The organism is Streptomyces sp. NBC_00440 (assembly GCF_036014215.1).
In the GTDB taxonomy this organism is placed as follows: domain Bacteria; phylum Actinomycetota; class Actinomycetes; order Streptomycetales; family Streptomycetaceae; genus Streptomyces.
This window is the reverse complement of the sequence record NZ_CP107921.1, coordinates 6,366,036-6,385,253: the sequence shown is the minus strand read 5'-3', so window position 1 is coordinate 6,385,253 and position 19,218 is coordinate 6,366,036. Positions and strand designations below refer to the sequence as shown.

The 19,218-nt window shown below is 69.3% G+C and carries 13 protein-coding genes; 7 read left to right on the top strand and 6 right to left on the bottom strand.

Translation table 11 applies throughout. The features are described from left to right. Positions 1 to 34 precede the first annotated feature (34 nt). Both OHB13_RS28665 and OHB13_RS28660 read right to left on the bottom strand, forming a co-directional pair. The gene (locus OHB13_RS28665) at positions 35 to 2,833 is read right to left on the bottom strand and encodes a galactosylceramidase (RefSeq protein WP_328378963.1); all 2,799 of its coding nucleotides are present in this window, start codon (positions 2,831 to 2,833) and stop codon (positions 35 to 37) included. 814 nt (positions 2,834 to 3,647) lie between these two features. Continuing rightward, positions 3,648 to 4,304, bottom strand: coding sequence for a TetR/AcrR family transcriptional regulator (locus OHB13_RS28660; RefSeq protein ID WP_328378962.1), 657 nt, complete (start codon positions 4,302 to 4,304; stop codon positions 3,648 to 3,650). A 178-nt stretch (positions 4,305 to 4,482) separates the two neighbouring features. On the opposite strand from OHB13_RS28660, the gene OHB13_RS28655 reads away from it, so the two are divergent. From OHB13_RS28655 to OHB13_RS28635, 5 genes are all read left to right on the top strand, one after another. Continuing rightward, positions 4,483 to 6,759, top strand: a complete 2,277-nt coding sequence (locus tag OHB13_RS28655; protein ID WP_328378961.1) for a glycoside hydrolase family 3 C-terminal domain-containing protein — start codon at positions 4,483 to 4,485, stop codon at positions 6,757 to 6,759. Positions 6,760 to 6,878: 119 nt separating this feature from the next. Continuing rightward, positions 6,879 to 8,093, top strand: coding sequence for a glycoside hydrolase family 1 protein (locus tag OHB13_RS28650; RefSeq protein WP_328378960.1), 1,215 nt, complete (start codon positions 6,879 to 6,881; stop codon positions 8,091 to 8,093). Positions 8,094 to 8,250: 157 nt separating this feature from the next. Further along, positions 8,251 to 10,014: a sulfatase gene (locus tag OHB13_RS28645; protein WP_328378959.1), complete on the top strand. Its 1,764-nt coding sequence runs from the start codon at positions 8,251 to 8,253 to the stop codon at positions 10,012 to 10,014. A 178-nt stretch (positions 10,015 to 10,192) separates the two neighbouring features. Further along, positions 10,193 to 11,536 carry an MFS transporter gene (locus tag OHB13_RS28640; RefSeq protein ID WP_328378958.1) on the top strand — a complete coding sequence of 448 codons (1,344 nt, stop codon included), beginning with the start codon at positions 10,193 to 10,195 and terminating at the stop codon, positions 11,534 to 11,536. A gap of 42 nt (positions 11,537 to 11,578) precedes the next feature. After that, positions 11,579 to 12,535, top strand: coding sequence for a formylglycine-generating enzyme family protein (locus OHB13_RS28635; RefSeq protein WP_443062975.1), 957 nt, complete (start codon positions 11,579 to 11,581; stop codon positions 12,533 to 12,535). Between the two features lie 128 nt (positions 12,536 to 12,663). On the opposite strand, the gene OHB13_RS28630 is transcribed toward OHB13_RS28635, so the two are convergent. Then, on the bottom strand, positions 12,664 to 13,992 hold the full coding sequence (locus OHB13_RS28630; RefSeq protein ID WP_328378956.1) for a class I SAM-dependent RNA methyltransferase: 1,329 nt from the start codon (positions 13,990 to 13,992) through the stop codon (positions 12,664 to 12,666). A gap of 150 nt (positions 13,993 to 14,142) precedes the next feature. Then, entirely contained in the window at positions 14,143 to 16,272 is a 2,130-nt protein-coding gene (locus OHB13_RS28625; RefSeq protein ID WP_328378955.1) for an APC family permease, read from the bottom strand. A gap of 235 nt (positions 16,273 to 16,507) precedes the next feature. On the opposite strand from OHB13_RS28625, the gene OHB13_RS28620 reads away from it, so the two are divergent. Together OHB13_RS28620 and OHB13_RS28615 are read left to right on the top strand one after the other, a co-directional pair. Continuing rightward, positions 16,508 to 17,176: a potassium channel family protein gene (locus OHB13_RS28620; RefSeq protein ID WP_266852179.1), complete on the top strand. Its 669-nt coding sequence runs from the start codon at positions 16,508 to 16,510 to the stop codon at positions 17,174 to 17,176. Next, the gene (locus OHB13_RS28615; protein WP_266852181.1) at positions 17,176 to 17,853 is read left to right on the top strand and encodes a potassium channel family protein; all 678 of its coding nucleotides are present in this window, start codon (positions 17,176 to 17,178) and stop codon (positions 17,851 to 17,853) included. The genes OHB13_RS28620 and OHB13_RS28615 overlap by 1 nt, the downstream gene beginning before the upstream one ends. Positions 17,854 to 18,003: 150 nt before the next feature. On the opposite strand, the gene OHB13_RS28610 is transcribed toward OHB13_RS28615, so the two are convergent. Next, positions 18,004 to 18,741, bottom strand: coding sequence for a DUF3159 domain-containing protein (locus OHB13_RS28610; protein WP_266852183.1), 738 nt, complete (start codon positions 18,739 to 18,741; stop codon positions 18,004 to 18,006). Positions 18,742 to 18,744: 3 nt separating this feature from the next. Continuing rightward, entirely contained in the window at positions 18,745 to 19,095 is a 351-nt protein-coding gene (locus tag OHB13_RS28605; protein ID WP_266860640.1) for an OB-fold nucleic acid binding domain-containing protein, read from the bottom strand. Positions 19,096 to 19,218: the final 123 nt, after the last annotated feature.

Below are 19,218 nucleotides of genomic sequence, written 5' to 3'. Positions count from 1 at the left end.
TCCCACGGCCCCGGCTGCCGGATGTTCAGCCGGTCTACGAGGCGAGCACGTGGACCGGGGTGGTGGGCGCCGACATCAGGCCCGTCACCGGATCGACGCCGGCTGCGGTGAGTACCGCCCGCCCGCGCGGGACGTGCGCGCCGCAGCGCCAGTTCCCGTGCCGGTCGGCGGGTTGGTTCACGCAGGCGGGCTTGCCGGACACCGAGACGGTGATCAGTTCGCCCGGGGTGGCGGTGCCCTCGATCCGTACCTGGCCCGCGTGGATCGAGGAATTGTCCGCCGGCTTCGCGAGCACCGGCGCGGAGACCGCCTTGCCCGGCACGGTCACCAGGGCACCGGCCACGGAGGCGAAGGTGCCGCCGGATGCGGGGTTCTTCGTACCGGTGGCGGTCACCGTCATCGTGTGCTGCTTGGCGGGGTCGAGACCGGTGCGGGTGAACACCGGTGTCAGGCCGCCGCTGTTGCTGTAGAGGTCGGCAGCGGTGGGCGAGTCGCCGTCCACCGACACATTGACGATGCCGTTGCTGTCGTTGGCCATGGACTGGAGAGTGACGCCGTCCCCCCGGAAGGTGAGCGTCGCCTTGTCGCCGGGGGTGTCGTCCCACGTGTTTCCGCCGCCGGACTGCCATGAGCCGCTGTACTGCCACTGGTTCACCGCGCCGCCGATGGTGGCGTAGCTGACGTTCGTCACCGATTCCGGGGTGTGTGTGCCGGGCGGCAGCGTCACCGGGACGGCCGGATCGGTCAGCGTGCTCACCTTCAGGTTGTCGTACTGCTCGCCGGCCAGGTAGCCGCCGGCGACGAGACCGACCTTTCCGGCGGAGAAGGAGGTGTCCGTGACCGAGCCGACCGTGGTGCCGTCGACCGAGGCGTAGATCAGCGATCCGGCGAACGTGAGTGCCAGGTTGTGCCAGGTCTTCAGCCCGGCCGCCGAGGACACGGTTCCGCCGGTCAGCGACGCCGCGGGCTTCCCGGAGCCATCGGCGCGGTTGATCGACCAGGCGCCGGTGTCGCTGAGGGTGAGCGAGTAGTAGTGCACCCGGGACGGGTCTTCCTCCGTGCCGCCGAGATTGCTCTGGCGGCCCAGGATCCCGACCGAGCCCGGCTTGGCGTTACGCACGTCGGCGGACACCTGGTAGTTGCTCCACGCTGCGCTGCCGCCCACCGTGTAGGGGTAGGGGGTCTGGATGTTCGACTGCCACTCAAGCGGCTTGGCCGGAGTGTCCATCTGAACGCACTTACCGGCACGGCCCGCACACGGCTCGACGGTGAACGCGCCCTCCATGGTGGCCAGGTAGCGGGCCTGCTGGCCCTGGGTCCCCGTGGTGAACGAGTCGGAGTAGGGCAGTGGGAGCGGCTTGCTCGCCGGCACCGCGGTGCTTCCCTTGTGCTGCCCGGTGGTGGTGGTGAACGAGTAGAGGTAGTTCGGCTGAAGGGTCATCGTCACCGTGCCGTGCGCGTCGGGCACGAGCGTCCGGCCCTGCGCGAACCACTGCGAACGGTCGCCGGAGACCAGGTTGGTGCTCCAGACGTGCACGGGCCGGGTGGACAGGCCGCCACTGACGGTGAGCTTGACCGTCTGCGGGCCGGTGGCCCGGGTCGTCTCGACGACGGAACTCCAGTCCTTGCCGCCTGGCGACTTCAACGTCACGTAGCTGCCGACCTGGTCGGAGGTCTGGCCGCCCAGATAGCCGCTGGCGCCGTCCAGGTACTGCCAGCCCGGCTGCGCGAACTGCGTCGTGTGCGCGGTCACCCACGTCGACAGGCCGACGTCGTACGAACCCGTCCACGGCTCGTTGGCCATGACCAGTCCTTGGTCGGCGAAGCCGACGTCCGGGTAGGCCGAGGCGACGACCGGCCAGTTGATGCTCGCGGTCATCCGGCCGTCGACGTAGTCGATGTTGTCGGCACGGGCCATCGGCAGACCGCCGGCGTTGTAGCTCATCGAGCCCTGTTCACTGGCCCACAGCGGCGTGTTCAGTGCCTGAGCGGCCTGCGAGGAGGGGCAGGACGTCTCCACGTTGGGGTAGTCCGAGATCGGCGTGGGGCCGTTCCACCCGCAGGGGTAGTGCTCACCGATGGCCGATACCGCCTTGGCGAAGTCCGCGTCCTGCGCCATGGCCCCGCTGACATCCGAGAACGAGCTGACCTGATCCGCGGCCACCAACTTGACCCCGGAGAAGCCGTGCTGGTCCAGCGCGGCCCGAAGGTCCTTCCACCAGGCCGCGGTCCAGCCGCCCTTCTCGTTCCAGCCGCCCATGTAGGCGAAGGTGAGGCCGCGCTGCTTGGCGCAGCCCAGCCAGTCGGTGATGTACTGGATGCCGTTCTGCGTGTACATGCTGGAGCCGACCCAGCCCGGTGCCGCCCAGGTCAGCCCGTAGAGCTTGATGTGGGGGTTGCGCTTCAGCGCCTGCTGGGCGAGCCAGAACTCGTACCCCGCCTGGCAGTTGATCGCCCCCCGGGTCTCTTCGATCGTCTGCTCGGCGCCGGAAGTGGTGTTTCCGTCCCCGCTGGTCTCGACCTTGAGGATCTGGAGGTTGGCGCCGTATCCGGGCTTGAAGAGGTAGTCCAGGATCGCGTTGCGCTGTGCGGCCGGGTAGTCGGTGAGCAGCCGGGTGTTGCCACCGCCGCCGCTGATCGCGCCGAGCCCGTCGAAGGTACGGCCGGAGTCCTGGCCGTTGACCGCTATCGACGTGCCCGGCAACGCGGTTGCGCCGGCTCGGGCCGGGGCCAGCAGGACCGCCGCAGCGGCCATGATCAGGGCCAGGACGGCGGCGACGGCCACGAAGCGGTCCCCGCCACCCGCCTGCCGTTTGTCTCTGTGCGTGTACATGGCTTGTCTCCTGGAGCGACGACGTCCTCATCGATGGATGACTGCTGGTCCGGCGGAATGATGTGTGAAACCGATCGCTAAACACACTTGAAACAACTAAACCAATCAGATTCGCTCAGACGCCTGAGGGTAAGCAGCCGCTCGCACGGCGTCAAGGTTTCGCACAAGTAACGTCCGCGCAGGATTGATTGGAACGAGGCCGCATCGATCAACTTCACTCAGCCGTGGGCGTGTTCGGAGCATCGGCGGACCACCCGCGACCCCCGAGCGCCACGGATTCGCCGCCGGGACTTGAGGCGGCCCTCAGTTCCGTCGGGAACAGGCACAGATCGGCCAGGTGCCGGCGGACCGGCGGACCGGCGGACCGGCGGACCGGCTTGATGATGTTGTCGCCGGCTCGGGAGACGCCTCCGCCGCCGATGACCAGCGACGGGTCGACGGTCATCGACATAACGGCGAATCAGGTGTGCAGGTCGCGTGCGAAGCGGTCGACGTACCGACCCCGCGGGCGGCGCCCATGAGCTGCTCACCCGGCTCGCGCGACGGGCCCGTTGACTGTCGTACTCAGCCGGGCCTCGCCTTGGTCTCTTGAGGGAGGCCTCAAGCAAAGAAACGCCCTGATCGATCAGGCGCTGAGGGCCCTCACCTCGCGATCGGCCGGACAGCTCCCAGGTGCTGGGAAGTCGATCACGATGAGGCGACGCAACCACGCGATCCACCGCATCGTCACGGACCTCGGCCGTTTACGGAACAGGAGAAAACGTCAGCCGGCTGGCCGGCTCCGTGCGCACCACAGCCCCGTCCACCATGCGGGTCACGTTCCCGTGGTCGGCGCATCGTCCGAGACTGTCCGCTGCACCTGACCGCCATCGGCGGCCACCACTCCCAGAAGTACCTCGCTGAGCGTGGCCATGTCAGCGGCCATGTCGATGTCCGGGTCAAGGAGCCATTGCAATTGGAGGCCGTCGACCGCCGCCAGCAGGATCCGCGCCGCCCAGTCCGCGTCAGGTGTACTGCGCTCGGCCCCGAGGTCCTGCCGGTGTTCGACGCCGTCGGTCAGCAGACTGCCCAGGCTCTCGCGAAGGCGGGGGTAGCGCTCGGTGAAGTAGGCATGGGCCGGATGGTCAGGTTCGGCCGCCGCGGCGGCAACGTCCAGGAAGAGCTTGACCAGGCCGGGCGTCGTGGCGTTGTGGGCGAGGAGTTCGAATGCCGCCTTCGGATCACTGCCGGCATCCCCGAACGCGGTCCGATCGGCCTTCTCCCGCGCCTGCAGGACGGCGGTGAACAGTTCCTCGCGGCTGCCGAAGTGGTGCATGACCCCGGCATCGGTCATGCCTACACGCTGGGCGATGTCCCGCACGGAAACGCCACGGCTCCCGGCCTCCGTATAGGCGGCCAGGGCGGCGTCGATGATCTGCTCCCGCCTGGCGACGGTCTTGCGGTAGGGGCCCCTGGGGCTGCGGCTGCTCACCACGCGAGTCTAGGCCGCCGGGCGAGCCTCCCTGTCGAAAACATTGACACTCAATGTTTTTAATCCCATGCTGACCGGGTCAAATCCTCAGCTCCCCTGCGCAGCGATGTGCTGCTCGCCGCTCCGTCGCCGGGGCCTCCTCAGCCCTCCTCCTGCGGCTTCACCGAAACGGACCCCCATGCATGACAGCAAGCACACGAAGCGACCGGAACACCTGACGCTGGGTCAGAAGGCGGCGCTGACCTCGGGCGGCGACTTCTGGCACACCCAGACGCTGCCGAAGGCCGGAATCGCACCGGTCATGCTCGCCGACGGCCCGCACGGCCTGCGCAAACAGCCCGAGGGAGGCGATGCCCTGGGCATCGGGACGAGCGTGCCCGCCACATGTTTCCCGCCGTTGGTGGGCCTCGGCTCGTCCTGGAATCCCTCCCTGGTGGAACGGGTGGGCAGGGCGATCGCCCGCGAGGCGATCGCGCATCAGGTCGGCGTCGTACTGGGGCCGGGCGTCAACATCAAGCGCTCGCCCCTGGGCGGCCGGAACTTCGAGTACGTCAGTGAGGATCCGCTCCTCACAGGGTGCGTCGGCGCGGCCTGGGTCAACGGTGTGCAGTCCCTCGGCGTGGGCACGTCGCTCAAGCACTTCGCGGTCAACAGCCAGGAGACGGACCGTCTTCGGGTCAGTGCCGAGGTGGACGAGCGGACCCTGCGCGAGATCTACCTGCCCGCGTTCGAGCACATCGTCACCACGGCTCGGCCGACCACCGTCATGTGTGCGTACAACGGTGTCAACGGCGTCCCGTGCAGCCAGAACAGCTGGCTGCTGACCGACGTACTCCGCGGCGAGTGGGGTTTCGACGGCCTGGTGGTCAGCGACTGGGGCGCGGTGTCCGACCGTGCCGCCGCGCTCGAAGCCGGCCTCGACCTGGAGATGCCGCCGTCCGGCGCGGACCACACCCTGGTCGAGGCCGTGCGCGCGGGCGACCTCGACGAGCAGTACCTGGACGCCTCCGCGCGGCGGGTCCTTGAGCTGATCGAACGCACCGCCCGAGCCCGGGACACCGAGATCGATACCGCCGCAGGCGCGGAGGAGCACCACGCCCTGGCCCGGGTGGCCGCCACCGAATCGGCGGTGCTGCTGAGGAACGAGGGCAGCGTGCTGCCGCTGGATCCGCACGCCGGCACCCCCCTCGCCGTCATCGGGGCTTTCGCCGAAACACCCCGATTCCAGGGCGGCGGCAGCTCGCACGTGGTGCCTACCCGCGTCGACAATGCGCTGGAAGCCATCCGGGCGACCGTCACCGACCCCGCGCGGATCCGCTTTGCCACCGGGTTCACGCTCGACGGAATCCCGGACGGACAGCTCGTCGAGCAGGCCGTGGAGGCCGCGCGCGGTGCCGCGCAGGTGCTGCTCTTCCTGGGGCTGCCCGATGCGGCCGAGTCCGAGGGATTCGACCGCACCGACATCCTGCTCCCCGCCGACCAGCTCGCCCTGCTGAACGCCGTCGCAGAGACCGACGCGAGCATCGTCGTCGTCCTGTCCAACGGCGCCACCGTGCAGATGACCCCGTGGCAGGACAGGACCGCTGCGGTGCTGGAGGGTTGGCTGCTCGGTCAGGCCGGCGGATCGGCCCTCGCCGACCTGCTGTTCGGCATCGCCAACCCCTCCGGACGACTCACCGAAACGGTCCCGCTGCGCCTGGAGGACACCCCGTCCTATCTGCACTTCCCCGGTGGCGACGGCCATGTCCACCACGGCGAGGGCCTGTTCGTCGGATACCGCTCCTACGACACCCTCGGCAAGGCGGTCGCCCACCCCTTCGGCCACGGCCTGAGCTACACCACCTTCGCCTACAGCGATCTCGACGTGACCGAAACAGGCCCGAACCGCTTCGCCGCCTCCTTCACCGTGACCAACAGCGGCTCGCGGGCCGGAGCGGAGGTCACGCAGTTGTACGTCCACCAGCCGGTGTCGCGGCTGCGGCGCCCCGTCCAGGAACTCAAGGCGTTCGAGAAGGTGTTCCTGGACCCGGGCGAGCACACCCGCGTGACCCTCGATCTGGACGAACGGTCCTTCGCATACTGGTCGCCGCGCGACAGCGGATGGAGGGTCGACCCAGGTGCGTTCGAGCTACGCATCGGGGCCTCCTCCCGCGACGTGCGTCTTCGGGCCACCGTGCACTGCGACGGCACTGCACGCCCGGGCCGGCTCGCCGCCGACTCGACGATCGGCGAGTGGCTGGCCGATCCGGTCGGAGGCCCGCTGCTCGCGGCAGCCATGGCGACCGACCTGGCCGACTCCCCCGTGTCCGTGACCTTGGACGCCTCCGAGATCTCCGCCATGGCAGCCGCATTGCCGCTCACACGCATACCGGCATTCCTCGCCGGCGTCACACACGACCACATCGCCGCGCTGGTCGCCGCCGCCGGCGAGGCCCGGGCCACCACCGAAGCCTGATCCACCGCCGCACGGCCGGAAGCGTCACTCAGCCGTGCGGTGTCCCGCCCCGCCCCGCCACCGCCGCCCCGTGGCCCCGTCGCCCGCGCCCATTCCCGTACACACGAAAGAACCTGACCATGAGTTCCGATCGCCACCTGCCCGGCAGCTTCCTGTGGGGCGCCTCCACCTCCGCGCACCAGACCGAGGGCGGCAACACCAACAGCGACTGGTGGGCCTTCGAGCACAGCGGCATCGACGTCATCAAGGAACCCAGCGGTGACGCCTGCGACAGCTACCACCGCTGGCCGGAGGACATGGACCTCCTCGCCGAACTCGGCTTCACCGATTACCGGTTCAGCATCGAGTGGTCACGTATCGAACCGGCACCGGGTGAGTTCTCCCGCGCTGCCGTCGCCCATTACCGGCGCATGGTCGAAGGTGCTCTCGACCGCGGCCTGCGCCCCATGGTGACGCTGCACCACTTCACCACCCCGCGCTGGTTCATGGAGCGTGGCGGCTGGGCCGCCGCCGGATCCGACGAGCTGTTCGCCCGCTATGTCGAAGCGGCATCACTCGTCTTCGCCTCCGGTGTCGACCATGTCTGCACCATCAACGAGCCCAACATGGTCGCGGTCATGGCGGCCATTCAGCGCGCGCTCACAACTGACGGCTTCCAGAAGTCAGTTGGGCTGCTGCTGCCGGACGAGGCCACCACCGAGGCCCTGATCCGGGCCCACGCCTGCGCCGTCGAGACGGTCAAGTCCCGCGCGCCGCACGTACGTACAGGCTGGTCCGTCGCCAACCAGGTCTATCAGGCGCTGCCCGGCGCCGAGGACGTCGCGACGGCGTTCCGTTACCCGCGTGAGGATGTCTTCCTGGAGGCCGCCCGCGGCGACGACTGGCTCGGCGTGCAGTCCTACACCCGCGGACTCATCGGCCCCGACGGGCCGCTGCCCGTTCCCGACGACGTCGAACGCACCCTCACCGGCTGGGAGTACTACCCGCAGGCTCTCGGAGAAGCCGTACGCCACTGCGCCGCGCTCGTACCCGGCACACCGCTGATCGTCACCGAGAACGGCATCGCCACCGCCGACGACGCCCGCCGCGTCCACTACACCGCCGGCGCCCTGGACTCTCTCGCCCGCGCCATGCACGACGGCATCGACGTCCGCGGCTACTTCCACTGGAGCGCCCTGGACAACTACGAATGGGGCCGCTACGAGCCGACGTTCGGCCTGATCGCCGTCGACCGCGAGACCTTCGCCCGCACCCCCAAGCCCTCCGCCGGCTGGCTCGGTGCCGTCGGACGCAGCCGCATCCTGCCCGCCGTCGGTGAGAGCCCGGCTGGGTGAACACCGGCTGCTGAGTCCGTCCTTGTCCCGGGAGGCGGCGGCCCTGACACCGCCGCCTCCCGTCAGCCGTCCACGAAACCCGCCTCGTGAACGGCCGGAAAGTCCCCGCCCGAGTAACCGTCCCACCCACCCCCGCACGAAAGGAGTCGTCCTCGTCATGAAGGCGATCATGGTGATGTTCGACAGTCTGAACCGGCACCTGCTGCCCCCGTACGGAGGTGACTGGACGCATGCCCCCAACTTCGCCCGGCTCGCGGAGCGCACGGTGGCCTTCGACAACGCCTACGCGGGCTCGATGCCGTGCATGCCGGCCCGCCGTGAGCTCCACACCGGCCGCTACAACTTCCTGCACCGCAGCTGGGGACCGCTGGAGCCGTTCGACGACTCCATGCCCGAGCTGCTCAAGCAGAACGGCGTGTACACGCACCTGGTCAGCGACCACCCGCACTACTGGGAGGACGGCGGGGCCACCTACCACGGCCGCTACAACACCTGGGAGTTCTTCCGCGGCCAGGAGGGCGACCCGTGGAAGGGCCACGTGGCGGACCCGCCGATCCCGGAAACCCTGAAGAAGCTGCGCTCCGAGGGCTTCAGGCAGGACTGGGTGAACCGCGCCTACATGCCGACCGAGGACCGTCACTCGCAGACTCTGACGTTCGACGCCGGACTGGAGTTCATCCATACCAACCGGGAGGAGGACCGCTGGTTCGTACAGATCGAAACGTTCGACCCGCACGAGCCCTTCTTCAGTCACCAGCAGTACAAGGACCTCTATCCGCACGACTACGACGGCCCCAACTTCGACTGGCCCGACTACGCGCGGGTGACACAGACCGACGCCCAGGTCGAGCACGCCCGCTACGAGTACGCGGCCCTGCTGTCCATGTGCGACCGCTCGCTGGGACGCGTCCTGGACACCATGGACGAGTTGGGTCTGTGGGACGACACCCTCCTGATCGTCAACACCGATCACGGTCTGCTGCTCGGCGAGAAGGGCTGGTGGGGCAAGAGCGTCCAGCCCTGGTACAACGAGTTGGTCCGGCTGCCGCTGTTCGCGTGGGACCCCCGGGTGCAGGCGGCGGGCGAGCACCGGCAGGCCCTGGTCCAGACGATCGACATCGCGCCGACGCTCCTGGACTACTTCGATGTCGATGTGCCCGCCGACATGCAGGGCGCGCCGCTGCCTGTCGCCGACGACACCGCCGTCCGCGAGGCCGGCCTCTTCGGTATCCACGGCGGCCACGTCAACCTCACCGACGGCCGGCACGTCTACATGCGCGCCCCCGCCACCCCGCAGAACGCTCCCCTGGAGGAACACACGCTGATGCCGACCCACATGCGCGGGCGCTTCTCACCCGCGGAGCTGGCCGGCGCCGAGTTGGCGGAACCCTTCACCTTCACCAAGGGTGTACGGACCCTGCGCACCCAAGGCCGGACGTTCTTCAATCCCTACCAGCACGGCACGCTCCTGTTCGACCTGGCGAGCGACCCCGAGCAGCGGACGCCGATCATTGACGACGACGCCGAGCAGCGTATGGCCACCCTCATGGTGGAGTTGATGCGTGCCACGGACGCACCACCCAGTCAGTACGAACGGCTCGGTCTGCCCGCCGATGGGCCGGTGGGCGAGGAACATCTACTGGCCCGTCGTCAGGCCGAACAGGCCGGCAAGGCGGCCGAGCCGATGCCGCGCGCCGACGACTACCCGGCCGGCCGCCTCTCGCTGCGCACGCCGGTCAAGGCGCTGATCTCCGATCCCATGGCGGTGGAGATCCTGCGCCGTCATATGCCCGGACTCGTCGACTCCGAGCTCCTCCAGATCGTCGGGGCCACACCGCTCATCGACCTTGTCGCGCTCTCGGGCGGGTTCCTGTCCCCCGCGAGCCTGCGTGAGGTCGCCGAAGAACTCGCCGCGCTCTGACACGACGAGCCGTGCACCGATGCGGTCGAGTTCTGGAGACCCACGGTCACGCACGTGAGAGAGCCGGTGGCAAGGATGCCGTCCTCTGTCGCCGGTGCACGCACCCTCCCACCTCACCTCACCTCACCCTCACCCGCTCCCGCTCCCGCTCCCGCTCCCGCGCAGAAAGAGGTTCGTGGTGACCGACCTCGCCCGCGATCCCGCCAAACCCCACGAGGATGCCAAGGGCGCTGTGGTCCCGGACCGCTGGCGACAACTGCCCCTCCTCGGTGGCACGATGCTCATCGACAGCGCCGAAAGCGGTCTGATCAGCGGTCTGTTCCCCGTCATCCGGCATGCTCTGGGCCTGTCGCTCGGCGCCCTGGGCGTGCTGGGCGCCGCCGGTAAACTCATCGGCGTCATCACCGCCCCGCTGTGGGTATGGCTGGCACACCGCTGGTCCCGCAAAGGCGTCCTCATCGTCTCCACCGGCCTGTGGGGCGTGTGGGGCGTGGCAGCAGGATTCGCACAGAACTTCACCCAGCTCCTCATCCTCACCACCGTGCTCGCCGCCGGTTATGCCGCCGCCCAGCCCATCGTCACCGAAATCATCGGCGACCTGTTCGACACCCCCTCGCGCGGCCGAGCCGTCGGCCTTCTCTACGGAGGGGTCGCGCTGACCAGCGCCATCGTGGCAGCGCTCAAGGGGCAGTTGGCCGGCTTCGATGACGGCTGGCGCTGGGGTCTGTGGGGGATCGGTATCTTCAACATCCTCTTCAGTCTGGTGCTGTGGCTGTGGCTGCGCGACCCCGGCCACGGCGCGGCCGAACCCCAGCTCGCCGACCTCGCCCCCAAGGCCCGCAGAGCGACCGCGAGCGTCACCCGGGCCCAGATCGCGGCGCTGCTGAAGATCCGCACCTTCCAGCTCCTGCTGATCTCCCGCCTCATGTCCGGCCATCTGGTGGGGGCCGCATTCGCCGTCGTCTTCCTCGTCGACGTCCACGGCTTCACCACCCAGGCTGCCTCCGTCATCCTGCTCCCCCTCGGCATCGGCTACTTCGCCGGTACCGTGCTCGGCGGTCTCGTGGCCGACTGGGCCTCCCGCCGCAGCCCTCGCTACGGGCTGCCCGCCGTGCTGCAGACCGCACAGATCGCCTTCGCCGTCCTGGCCTACTTCGGCACCCAGTTCGACTACGGTTCCCTCGCCCTGTTCGCCGTGTTCTTCGCCCTCATGGGGACGGCGCAGGGCGTCAACCCCGGCGTCAACCGCCCGATGGTCATGGCGGTCACACCGCCCGAACTGCGCGGAGCCGCCTTCACCGTCTACGGCTCGATCGCCGAGGCCATTGCCTGGGCCGTCTTCAGCCTGGGCGCCGGGTATCTCGGCGACACCATCGGACTACGGGCTGTGTTCCTGTGGGTCCTGGTCGTTCTGATGCTCGCCAACGGCGCCTTCCTGACCCTGCTGTACCGCCCGTACGCCGACGACGTGCTCCACGCCCAGCAGGAACTGGACCAGCGACGATCGACCGCCCTGTCCTGACCGGCCCACCGACCGACCCACCGACCGACCGAGGTGAGAACTGTGCCCGACCGCCGTCCCGTTCCCAGCTGTTGCATGCCGCGAGGCGGCGGCGCTACCAGGGCGACCCCCCTGGCGCCACCGGCTCGACGTGGCAGCGGCGAGGGCATGGCCCGAATTCCCGGCGGCCCGTTCCTGATGGGCGGCCAGGGCAGCCACACTCTGCACGCCGACGGCGAAGGCCCGGTCCGGGAGGTACACGTGGCCCCGTTCCTCATCGACGTGCACGCCGTCACCAACGACGCCTTCCGCGCTTTCGCCGAGGACAGCGGCTATGCCACCGATGCCGAACGGATCGGCTGGTCATACGTCTTCGCCGGCTTCCTGCCCGACCGCCTTCGCCGAGGTGCGCCGAGTCCCGGCCACAGCCCGTGGTGGTGCGCGGTGCCCGCCGCCACCTGGGCACGGCCCGAAGGGCCCGGCAGCAGCCTCGATGGCAGGGGCGACCACCCGGTGGTCCATGTGTCCTGGAACGATGCCACGGCATATGCGCACTGGGCGGGCAAACGCCTGCCCACGGAGGCGGAGTGGGAGTGCGCGGCACGCGGCGGCCTCGCCCAGCGCCGCTATCCCTGGGGCGACGAGCTGAACCCGGAGGGTGAGTACCGGTGCAACATCTGGCGCGGCCGCTTCCCCCATCACAGCACCGGCGACGACGGCTTCCACGGCACCGCACCCGTCGACGCGTTCCGTCCCAACGGCTACGGACTGTTCAACATGGTCGGCAACGTATGGGAGTGGTGCGCGGACTGGTGGACCACCGACCACCACAGGCACGGGCTCACCGACCCGACAGGGCCCGCAAACGGGGACGCCAAGGTCATCCGGGGCGGCTCCCACATGTGTCACGCCTCCTACTGCAACCGCTATCGTGTCGCGGCACGCACCGCCAACACCCCCGACAGCTCCAGCGGCCACGCCGGATTCCGCTACGCCCGCGACATGCCGCGCCCAACCTGAGTTCCGCAAGGCCGGGGATTCCTTGGCCGGACTCCTGCCGAGACTTGGATCCATGGGCCGAAAGACCGGGTCCAACACCTGGCCCCGGTCAACGCACCGATCCGGACACCACCACCCGAACCCGCAGGTCAGGCGGCCTTCGCGAGGGGCTCCAGAATCGCCACGCACTCCACATGGTGCGTCATCGGGAACAGATCGAACGCCCGCAGCACCCGCACCTTGTACCCGCCCTCCCGGAAGTACGCCAGGTCCCGGGCCAGCGCTGCCGGGTCGCACGCGACGTACGCGATACGGCGGGCGCCCAGGGCCGACAAGTGCTTGACCGTCTGCTTGCCCGCGCCCGCTCGGGGCGGGTCCAGGACGATCAGGTCGGTCTCGGTGATGCCCGTGCGGGGCAGGGCCGCCTCGACCTTGCCGTGTTCGATGCGGACCCTCGGCAGTTCCTTCAGGTTGTGCCTGGCGTCCTCGCATGCGCGCTTGGAGGACTCGATGCCGAGCACCGCGCCCTGCTCGCCGACCCGTTCGGCGATGGCGCCCGCGAACAGGCCGACTCCGCAGTACAGGTCGAGCGCCGTGTCGCCCTTGCGGGGCATCAGGCCCTGCATCACAGCCTTCAGCAGAGTGTCGGCCGCCTGCGGGTGGACCTGCCAGAAGCCGCCCATGCCGACGCGGTACGTGCGGCCGTCGGCCCGTTCGCGGACGAAGGGGCGGCCGTGGACGCGGTGCACTCCCCCGTCGTGTTCCTCGACGCGCAGCACGGAGACCGGCTGGTCGAGCTCGACCAGCGGCAGCCGGCCGCCCGGCTTCGGGGTGAGGACGACCTGGCGGTCGCTGGAGCCGGTGGCCGCGATGGCCTCGACCGATGCCAGCTGCGGCCACTCGCGCTTCTCGATGCCCAGTTCCGTGACGCCCGGCGCCGCGATCATGCAGTGGTCGATCGGCTCGACCTCGTGCGAGCGGTGCTTGCGCAGCCCCGCCCTGCCCTGGTCGTCCACCGTGTACTGGACCCGGGTGCGCCACGCGGGCACCTCGCCCGCGGGAAGCTTGTCGCCCTCGGCGGGCATCACGGTGCCGTCCCAGCCCGCTTCCTCCGGGGTCAGGCCCGCCAGCCGCTGGAGCTGCTCGGCGATCACTTCGCCCTTGAGCCTGCGCTGTGCGCCCGGCTTGGCGTGCTGCCAGTCGCAGCCGCCGCACCGGCCGGGGCCGGCGAAGGGGCACGGGGCCTCGACCCGGTCCTTGGACGCCTCGATGATCCGGACGGCGTCGGCCCGCAGGAAGCGTGAGCTCGCCTCGCCATCGGTCACCCGGGCGACGACCTTCTCGCCGGGCAGGGTGTGCCGTACGAAGAGGACGCGGCCCTCCTCGTTGCGGGCGATGCAGTGGCCGCCGTGCGCGACGGGGCCGACCTCGACCTCGTACTCCTCCCCGACCAGCGATGACGTGGGTTCTGTCTGCATGGCGGGGGGACTCCAGAAGATCAAAAGGGAACAGCCGGACAACGACCCACCAGTCTACGTGGGTGTTGCCCGGCTGTTCACCAGTCGCCGTCGGATGCAGGCGGAACGCCGGCAGAACAGACCGGGCCGGTGCCGGCCCGGCCCGTCCGCTCAGCTCTCGCCCTTCGGCCCCTTCGTGTTCTTCGTGTCCTTCGTGTTCTTCGTACCCTTGGCGCCCTTCGCGCCCTTCCCTGCGGCAGCGCCCACGGGCTCCTCGGGCCGCCTGGCCACCGGGCCCCGGCGCACCGCGCCCGGCGCGTTCCAGTCGGCCCGCTTCTTCGCGCGCTTCTTCGCGAGTTCCGAGGACTCCAGCTGGTACGGGACCGAGGTCACCATGACACCGGGGGTGAAGAGCAGCCGCCCCTTCAGGCGCAGGGCGCTCTGGTTGTGCAGGACGTGCTCGTACCAGTGCCCCACCACGTACTCGGGGATGTAGATGGAGACCACGTCCCGCGGGCTCTCGCGCCGCAGGCCCCGTACGTACTCGATGATCGGCCGGGTGATCTCCCGGTACGGGGAATCCAGGATCTTCAGCGGCACATTGATGCCGCGCCGCTCCCAGTCCTCCTTGAGCGCCTTCGTCTCGGCCGGGTCCACGCCGATGGAGAGCGCCTCCAGGCGGTCGGAGCGCATCAGCTTCGCGTAACCGAGCGCGCGCAGCGTCGGCTTGTGGAGCTTGGAGACCAGCACGATCGAGTGGACGCGCGACGGGCGCAGGCTGTCGTCGGACGGCTCGTCCGGCGCCGCGATCTCCTCGGCCACCCGGTCGTAGTGCTTGCGGATCGCGGTCATGGTCCCGAAGAAGATCACCATGCCGAGCAGGGCGACCCAGGCGCCGTGGGTGAACTTGGTGGCCAGGACGACGACCAGCACCAGACCGGTGAAGAAGGCGCCGAAGGCGTTGATCGCACGCGAACGGATCATGTGGCGGCGCTTGTTGGGGTCCTTCTCCGTCGCCAGGTGGCGGTTCCAGTGCCGGACCATGCCGGTCTGGCTGAGGGTGAAGGAGACGAACACGCCGACGATGTACAGCTGGATCAGCCGTGTCGAGTCGGCGCCGTAGATCACCACGAGCAGCACGGCGGCGCCCGCCAGCAGCACGATGCCGTTGGAGAAGGCCAGCCGGTCGCCCCGGGTGTGCAGCTGGCGCGGCAGGTAGCGGTCCTGGGCGAGGATCGAACCGAGCAGCGGGAAGCCGTTGTACGCGGTGTTGGCGGCCAGGAAGAGGACCAGCGCCGTCGCCGCGGCGAGGACCACGAACAGGAAGGTGCCGTTGCCGAACACGGCGGCGGCCACCTGCGAGATCACCGGGTCCTGGTTGTAGCCGGACCCCACCGGGACACCGTGGTTGAGCAGATCGGTGGCGGGGTTGGACGCCATCCGCACGTTGGTGGCCATGGCGAGGCCGATGATTCCGCAGAACATCGTGACGGCCAGGATGCCCATCAGCGCCAGCGTGGACGCGGCGTTCTTGCTCTTCGGCTTGCGGAAGGCCGGCACGCCGTTGCTGATCGCCTCGACGCCGGTGAGCGCCGCACAGCCGGAGGAGAAGGCCCGCAGCAGCAGGAAGACCATGGCGAAGCCGCTGAGGCCGCCCCGCTCGGCGTGGATCGTGAAGTCCGCGGTCGGGGCCTTCATGGTGTCGCCGAGCACGAACCCCCTGAAGGCGCCCCACGCGATCATGATGAAGACGCCGGCGACGAAGACGTACGTAGGAATAGCGAAAAGCTTCCCCGATTCCTTCACACCGCGCAGGTTCATCAGGGTCAGCAACACGATGATCGCGACGGCGCAGAACACCTTGTGCTCGACGACGAAGGGGATCGCCGAGCCGAGGTTCTCGACGCCGGAGGCGATCGACACCGCGACGGTGAGGACGTAGTCGACGAGCAGGGCGCTGGCCACGGTGAGCCCGGCCTTCGGCCCGAGGTTGGTGGTGGCGACCTCGTAGTCACCGCCGCCGCTCGGGTAGGCGTGCACGTTCTGCCGGTAGGACGCCACCACGGTGAACATCAGCACCACCACGGCAGCCGCGATCCACGGGCTGAAGTGGTAGGCCGACACACCCGCTACGGAGAGGACGAGCAGCACTTCTCCCGGGGCGTACGCCACCGAGGACAGGGGGTCGGAGGCGAAGACGGGAAGCGCGATGCGTTTGGGGAGAAGGGTCTCGCCCAGCTTGTCGCTGCGCAGCGCCCGGCCGATCAGGATGCGTTTGGGCACGTCGGTCAGTTTGGACACGGTGAGGATCGTAAGCGTTCGATATAGGGGACGCGCACCCCCACCCCCTCATCGCCACGGGCTCGTCACGGCGGAACTTCCCCCTCCTTGTCAGAGGCTCCCCGCACAGGGCTCCCCACCCGCACCGCGCGTGTGTAGCTTGGCCGCTTGTCTGAGAGTCTTTATTCCTCGGCCGGGGCCATTTTCCGGTGGAACAGTTATGACCGAAAATTTACGGACGTGTGGAAGGACGGTCGTGCACATCGTCATCATGGGCTGCGGGCGAGTGGGAGCCGCTCTCGCGCAGACCCTGGAACAGCAGGGGCACACGGTCGCAGTCATCGACCAGGACCCCACGGCCTTCCGCCGTCTGGGCGCCGGGTTCGGCGGTCGCCGGGTCACCGGAGTCGGATTCGACCAGGACACCCTCCGTGAAGCGGGTGTCGAGGAGGCCGGTGCGTTCGCCGCGGTGAGCAGCGGGGACAACTCGAACATCATCGCGGCGCGGGTCGCCCGCGAGATGTTCGGGATCGAGAACGTCGCCGCCCGCATCTACGACCCCCGCCGTGCCGAGGTCTACCAGCGCCTGGGCATCCCGACCGTCGCGACGGTCCGCTGGACCGCCGACCAGATGCTGCGGCGGCTGCTGCCGTCCGGCGCCGAACCGCTGTGGCGCGATCCGAGCGGGGGTGTGCAGCTCGCGGAGGTGCATACGTCGGCTGCCTGGATCGGCCGCAAGATCAGCCAGCTCCAGGAGGAGACGGGCGTGCGCGTCGCGTTTCTCACACGTCTGGGGGAGGCGACGCTGCCCACGTCCCGGACTGTGCTCCAGGAGGGTGATCTGGTGCACGTCATGATGCACACGGCCGAGGTCGAAAAGGTCGAAGCGGCCTTCGCCCGAGGTCCCGAGGAGGGCGGTCACTGATGCGTGTGGCTATTGCCGGGGCCGGCGCGGTGGGGCGTTCCATCGCGGGTGAGCTGCTGGAGAACGGGCACGAGGTCCTGCTGGTCGACAAGGCGCCCACCGCCATCTCGGTGGAGCGGGTGCCGCTGGCCGAGTGGCTGCTCGCGGACGCCTGCGAGATCACCTCGCTGGACGAGGCGGCGCTGCAGCGGTGCAACGTGGTGATCGCCGCGACCGGTGACGACAAGGTCAACCTGGTGGTCTCGCTGCTCGCGAAGACGGAGTACGGGGTACCGCGGGTCGTGGCCCGGGTGAACAACCCGAAGAACGAGTGGCTGTTCAACGAGTCCTGGGGCGTCGATGTCGCGGTCTCCACGCCGCGGCTGATGTCGGCGCTGGTCGAGGAGGCCGTGAGCGTCGGCGATCTCGTGCGGCTGCTGCGCTTCAGCCACGGTGACGCCAACCTCGTCGAGCTGACGCTGCCGCCCGAGTCGGCGCTGGCCGGTACCCAGGTCAGTGATGTGGCGTGGCCCGAGGACACCTCGCTGGTCACCATCATCCGCGGCACGCGCGTCCTGACGCCGAGTCCGGAGGAGACCCTGGAGGCGGGCGACGAGCTGCTGTTCGTGGCCGCGCAGGCGCGCGAGGAGCAGTTGGAGGACCTGCTGTCGGTACGCCGGGAGGGCGCGGCCGGGTAACCGCTCCGGCCGGGAGCCGTACCGTACGGGCTGCCCGCACAGCGGAACGCCGTACCGGGATCGATCCGGTACGGCGTTCTGCGTGTGCGGGGTTGCTGTGTGCGGTGGCCGTGTACGGGTGGCCGTGCGGCTCTGCGCCGGCGCCGCCGGTCAGGCCTCGCCGCGCTGTGTCTCGGCGGCCGCGGCCGCCTTCCGGGCCTTCTCGGCCTCTTCCTCGGCTTCCATCTCCGCGAACACGTCGATGGGCGGCGGCGCCTTCGCCAGGAAGACCCAGGTGAGGTAGACCGCGAGCAGGAACGGCGGGATCTTCAGCGCGATCAGCACCCAGCCGAACTGCGTGGTGTCGGCCCACCAGTACAGCGGGAAGAGGATCGCGCACTTCGCGAGGAGGATCAGTCCCCAGGCCCAACTCGACTTCGCGTACGCCGACTTGCGGCCGGGGTTGCGGTTGCGCCAGGAGAGGTTCTCCTTGAAGACCGGCCCGAGGATCACCCCGATCAGCGGGAAGCCGACCGCCGCCGTGACGAGGTAGGCGAGAGCCAGGCCCAGCGTGTAGAGCATGCCCGGGAGATAGAAGTCCTTGGCGTTGCCGGTCATCATCGCGAAGACCACACCGAACGCGACGCCGAAGACGCCGCTGAAGGCGTGCTTGACGGTGTCCCTGCGGACCAGCCGCACCACGACGAGCACCAGGGAGACCGCGACGGCGGCGATCGCGGAGGTCTTCAGGTCCTTGTTGATCGTGAAGATGGTCACGAACAGCAGGCCCGGGAGCACGGTCTCCACCATGCCCCGCACTCCGCCGAAGGCTTCGAAGAGAGCTGCCTCCGTGACGGCTCTGGCAGCGGTGTCCTGGTCGGTTGTGGTCGGCTTGTCGAGAGACGTCACCGGCTACTCCTGTCCGAGCGGTCGCAGTTCGTATTTGGGGTTGAACAGCACCCGCCGGCCGTGGCTCATGGAGATCCGGCCGGAGGCGATCAGCTTGCGGCCGGGCTCTATGCCGACGATCGAGCGCCGCCCCAGCCACACCACGTCCAGCGGGGCCGTGCCGTCGAACAGCTCGGCCTCCAGGGCGGGCACTCCGGCCCGGGGACGCAGGGTGACCGTGCGCAAGGTACCAGTCACCTTGACGATCTCGCGGTCGGTGCACTCGGAGATCCTGGTGCACCCGGTGGCCTGCGAGTCCTCCTGCAGCTCCGCGGAGTGCAGATCCTCCTGCGAGGTCGACAGCCGGTCGATCATCCGGCGGAAGCGGCCGGTCGGCTTAGCGCTCATAGGTGAAGGGTACCGGGGGCCCGGTACCCGTTGCCCCCCGCTGTCCCATCCCTGCCGGCCCTCGCCGGCGCCTCCGCCTGCTGCCCTCGC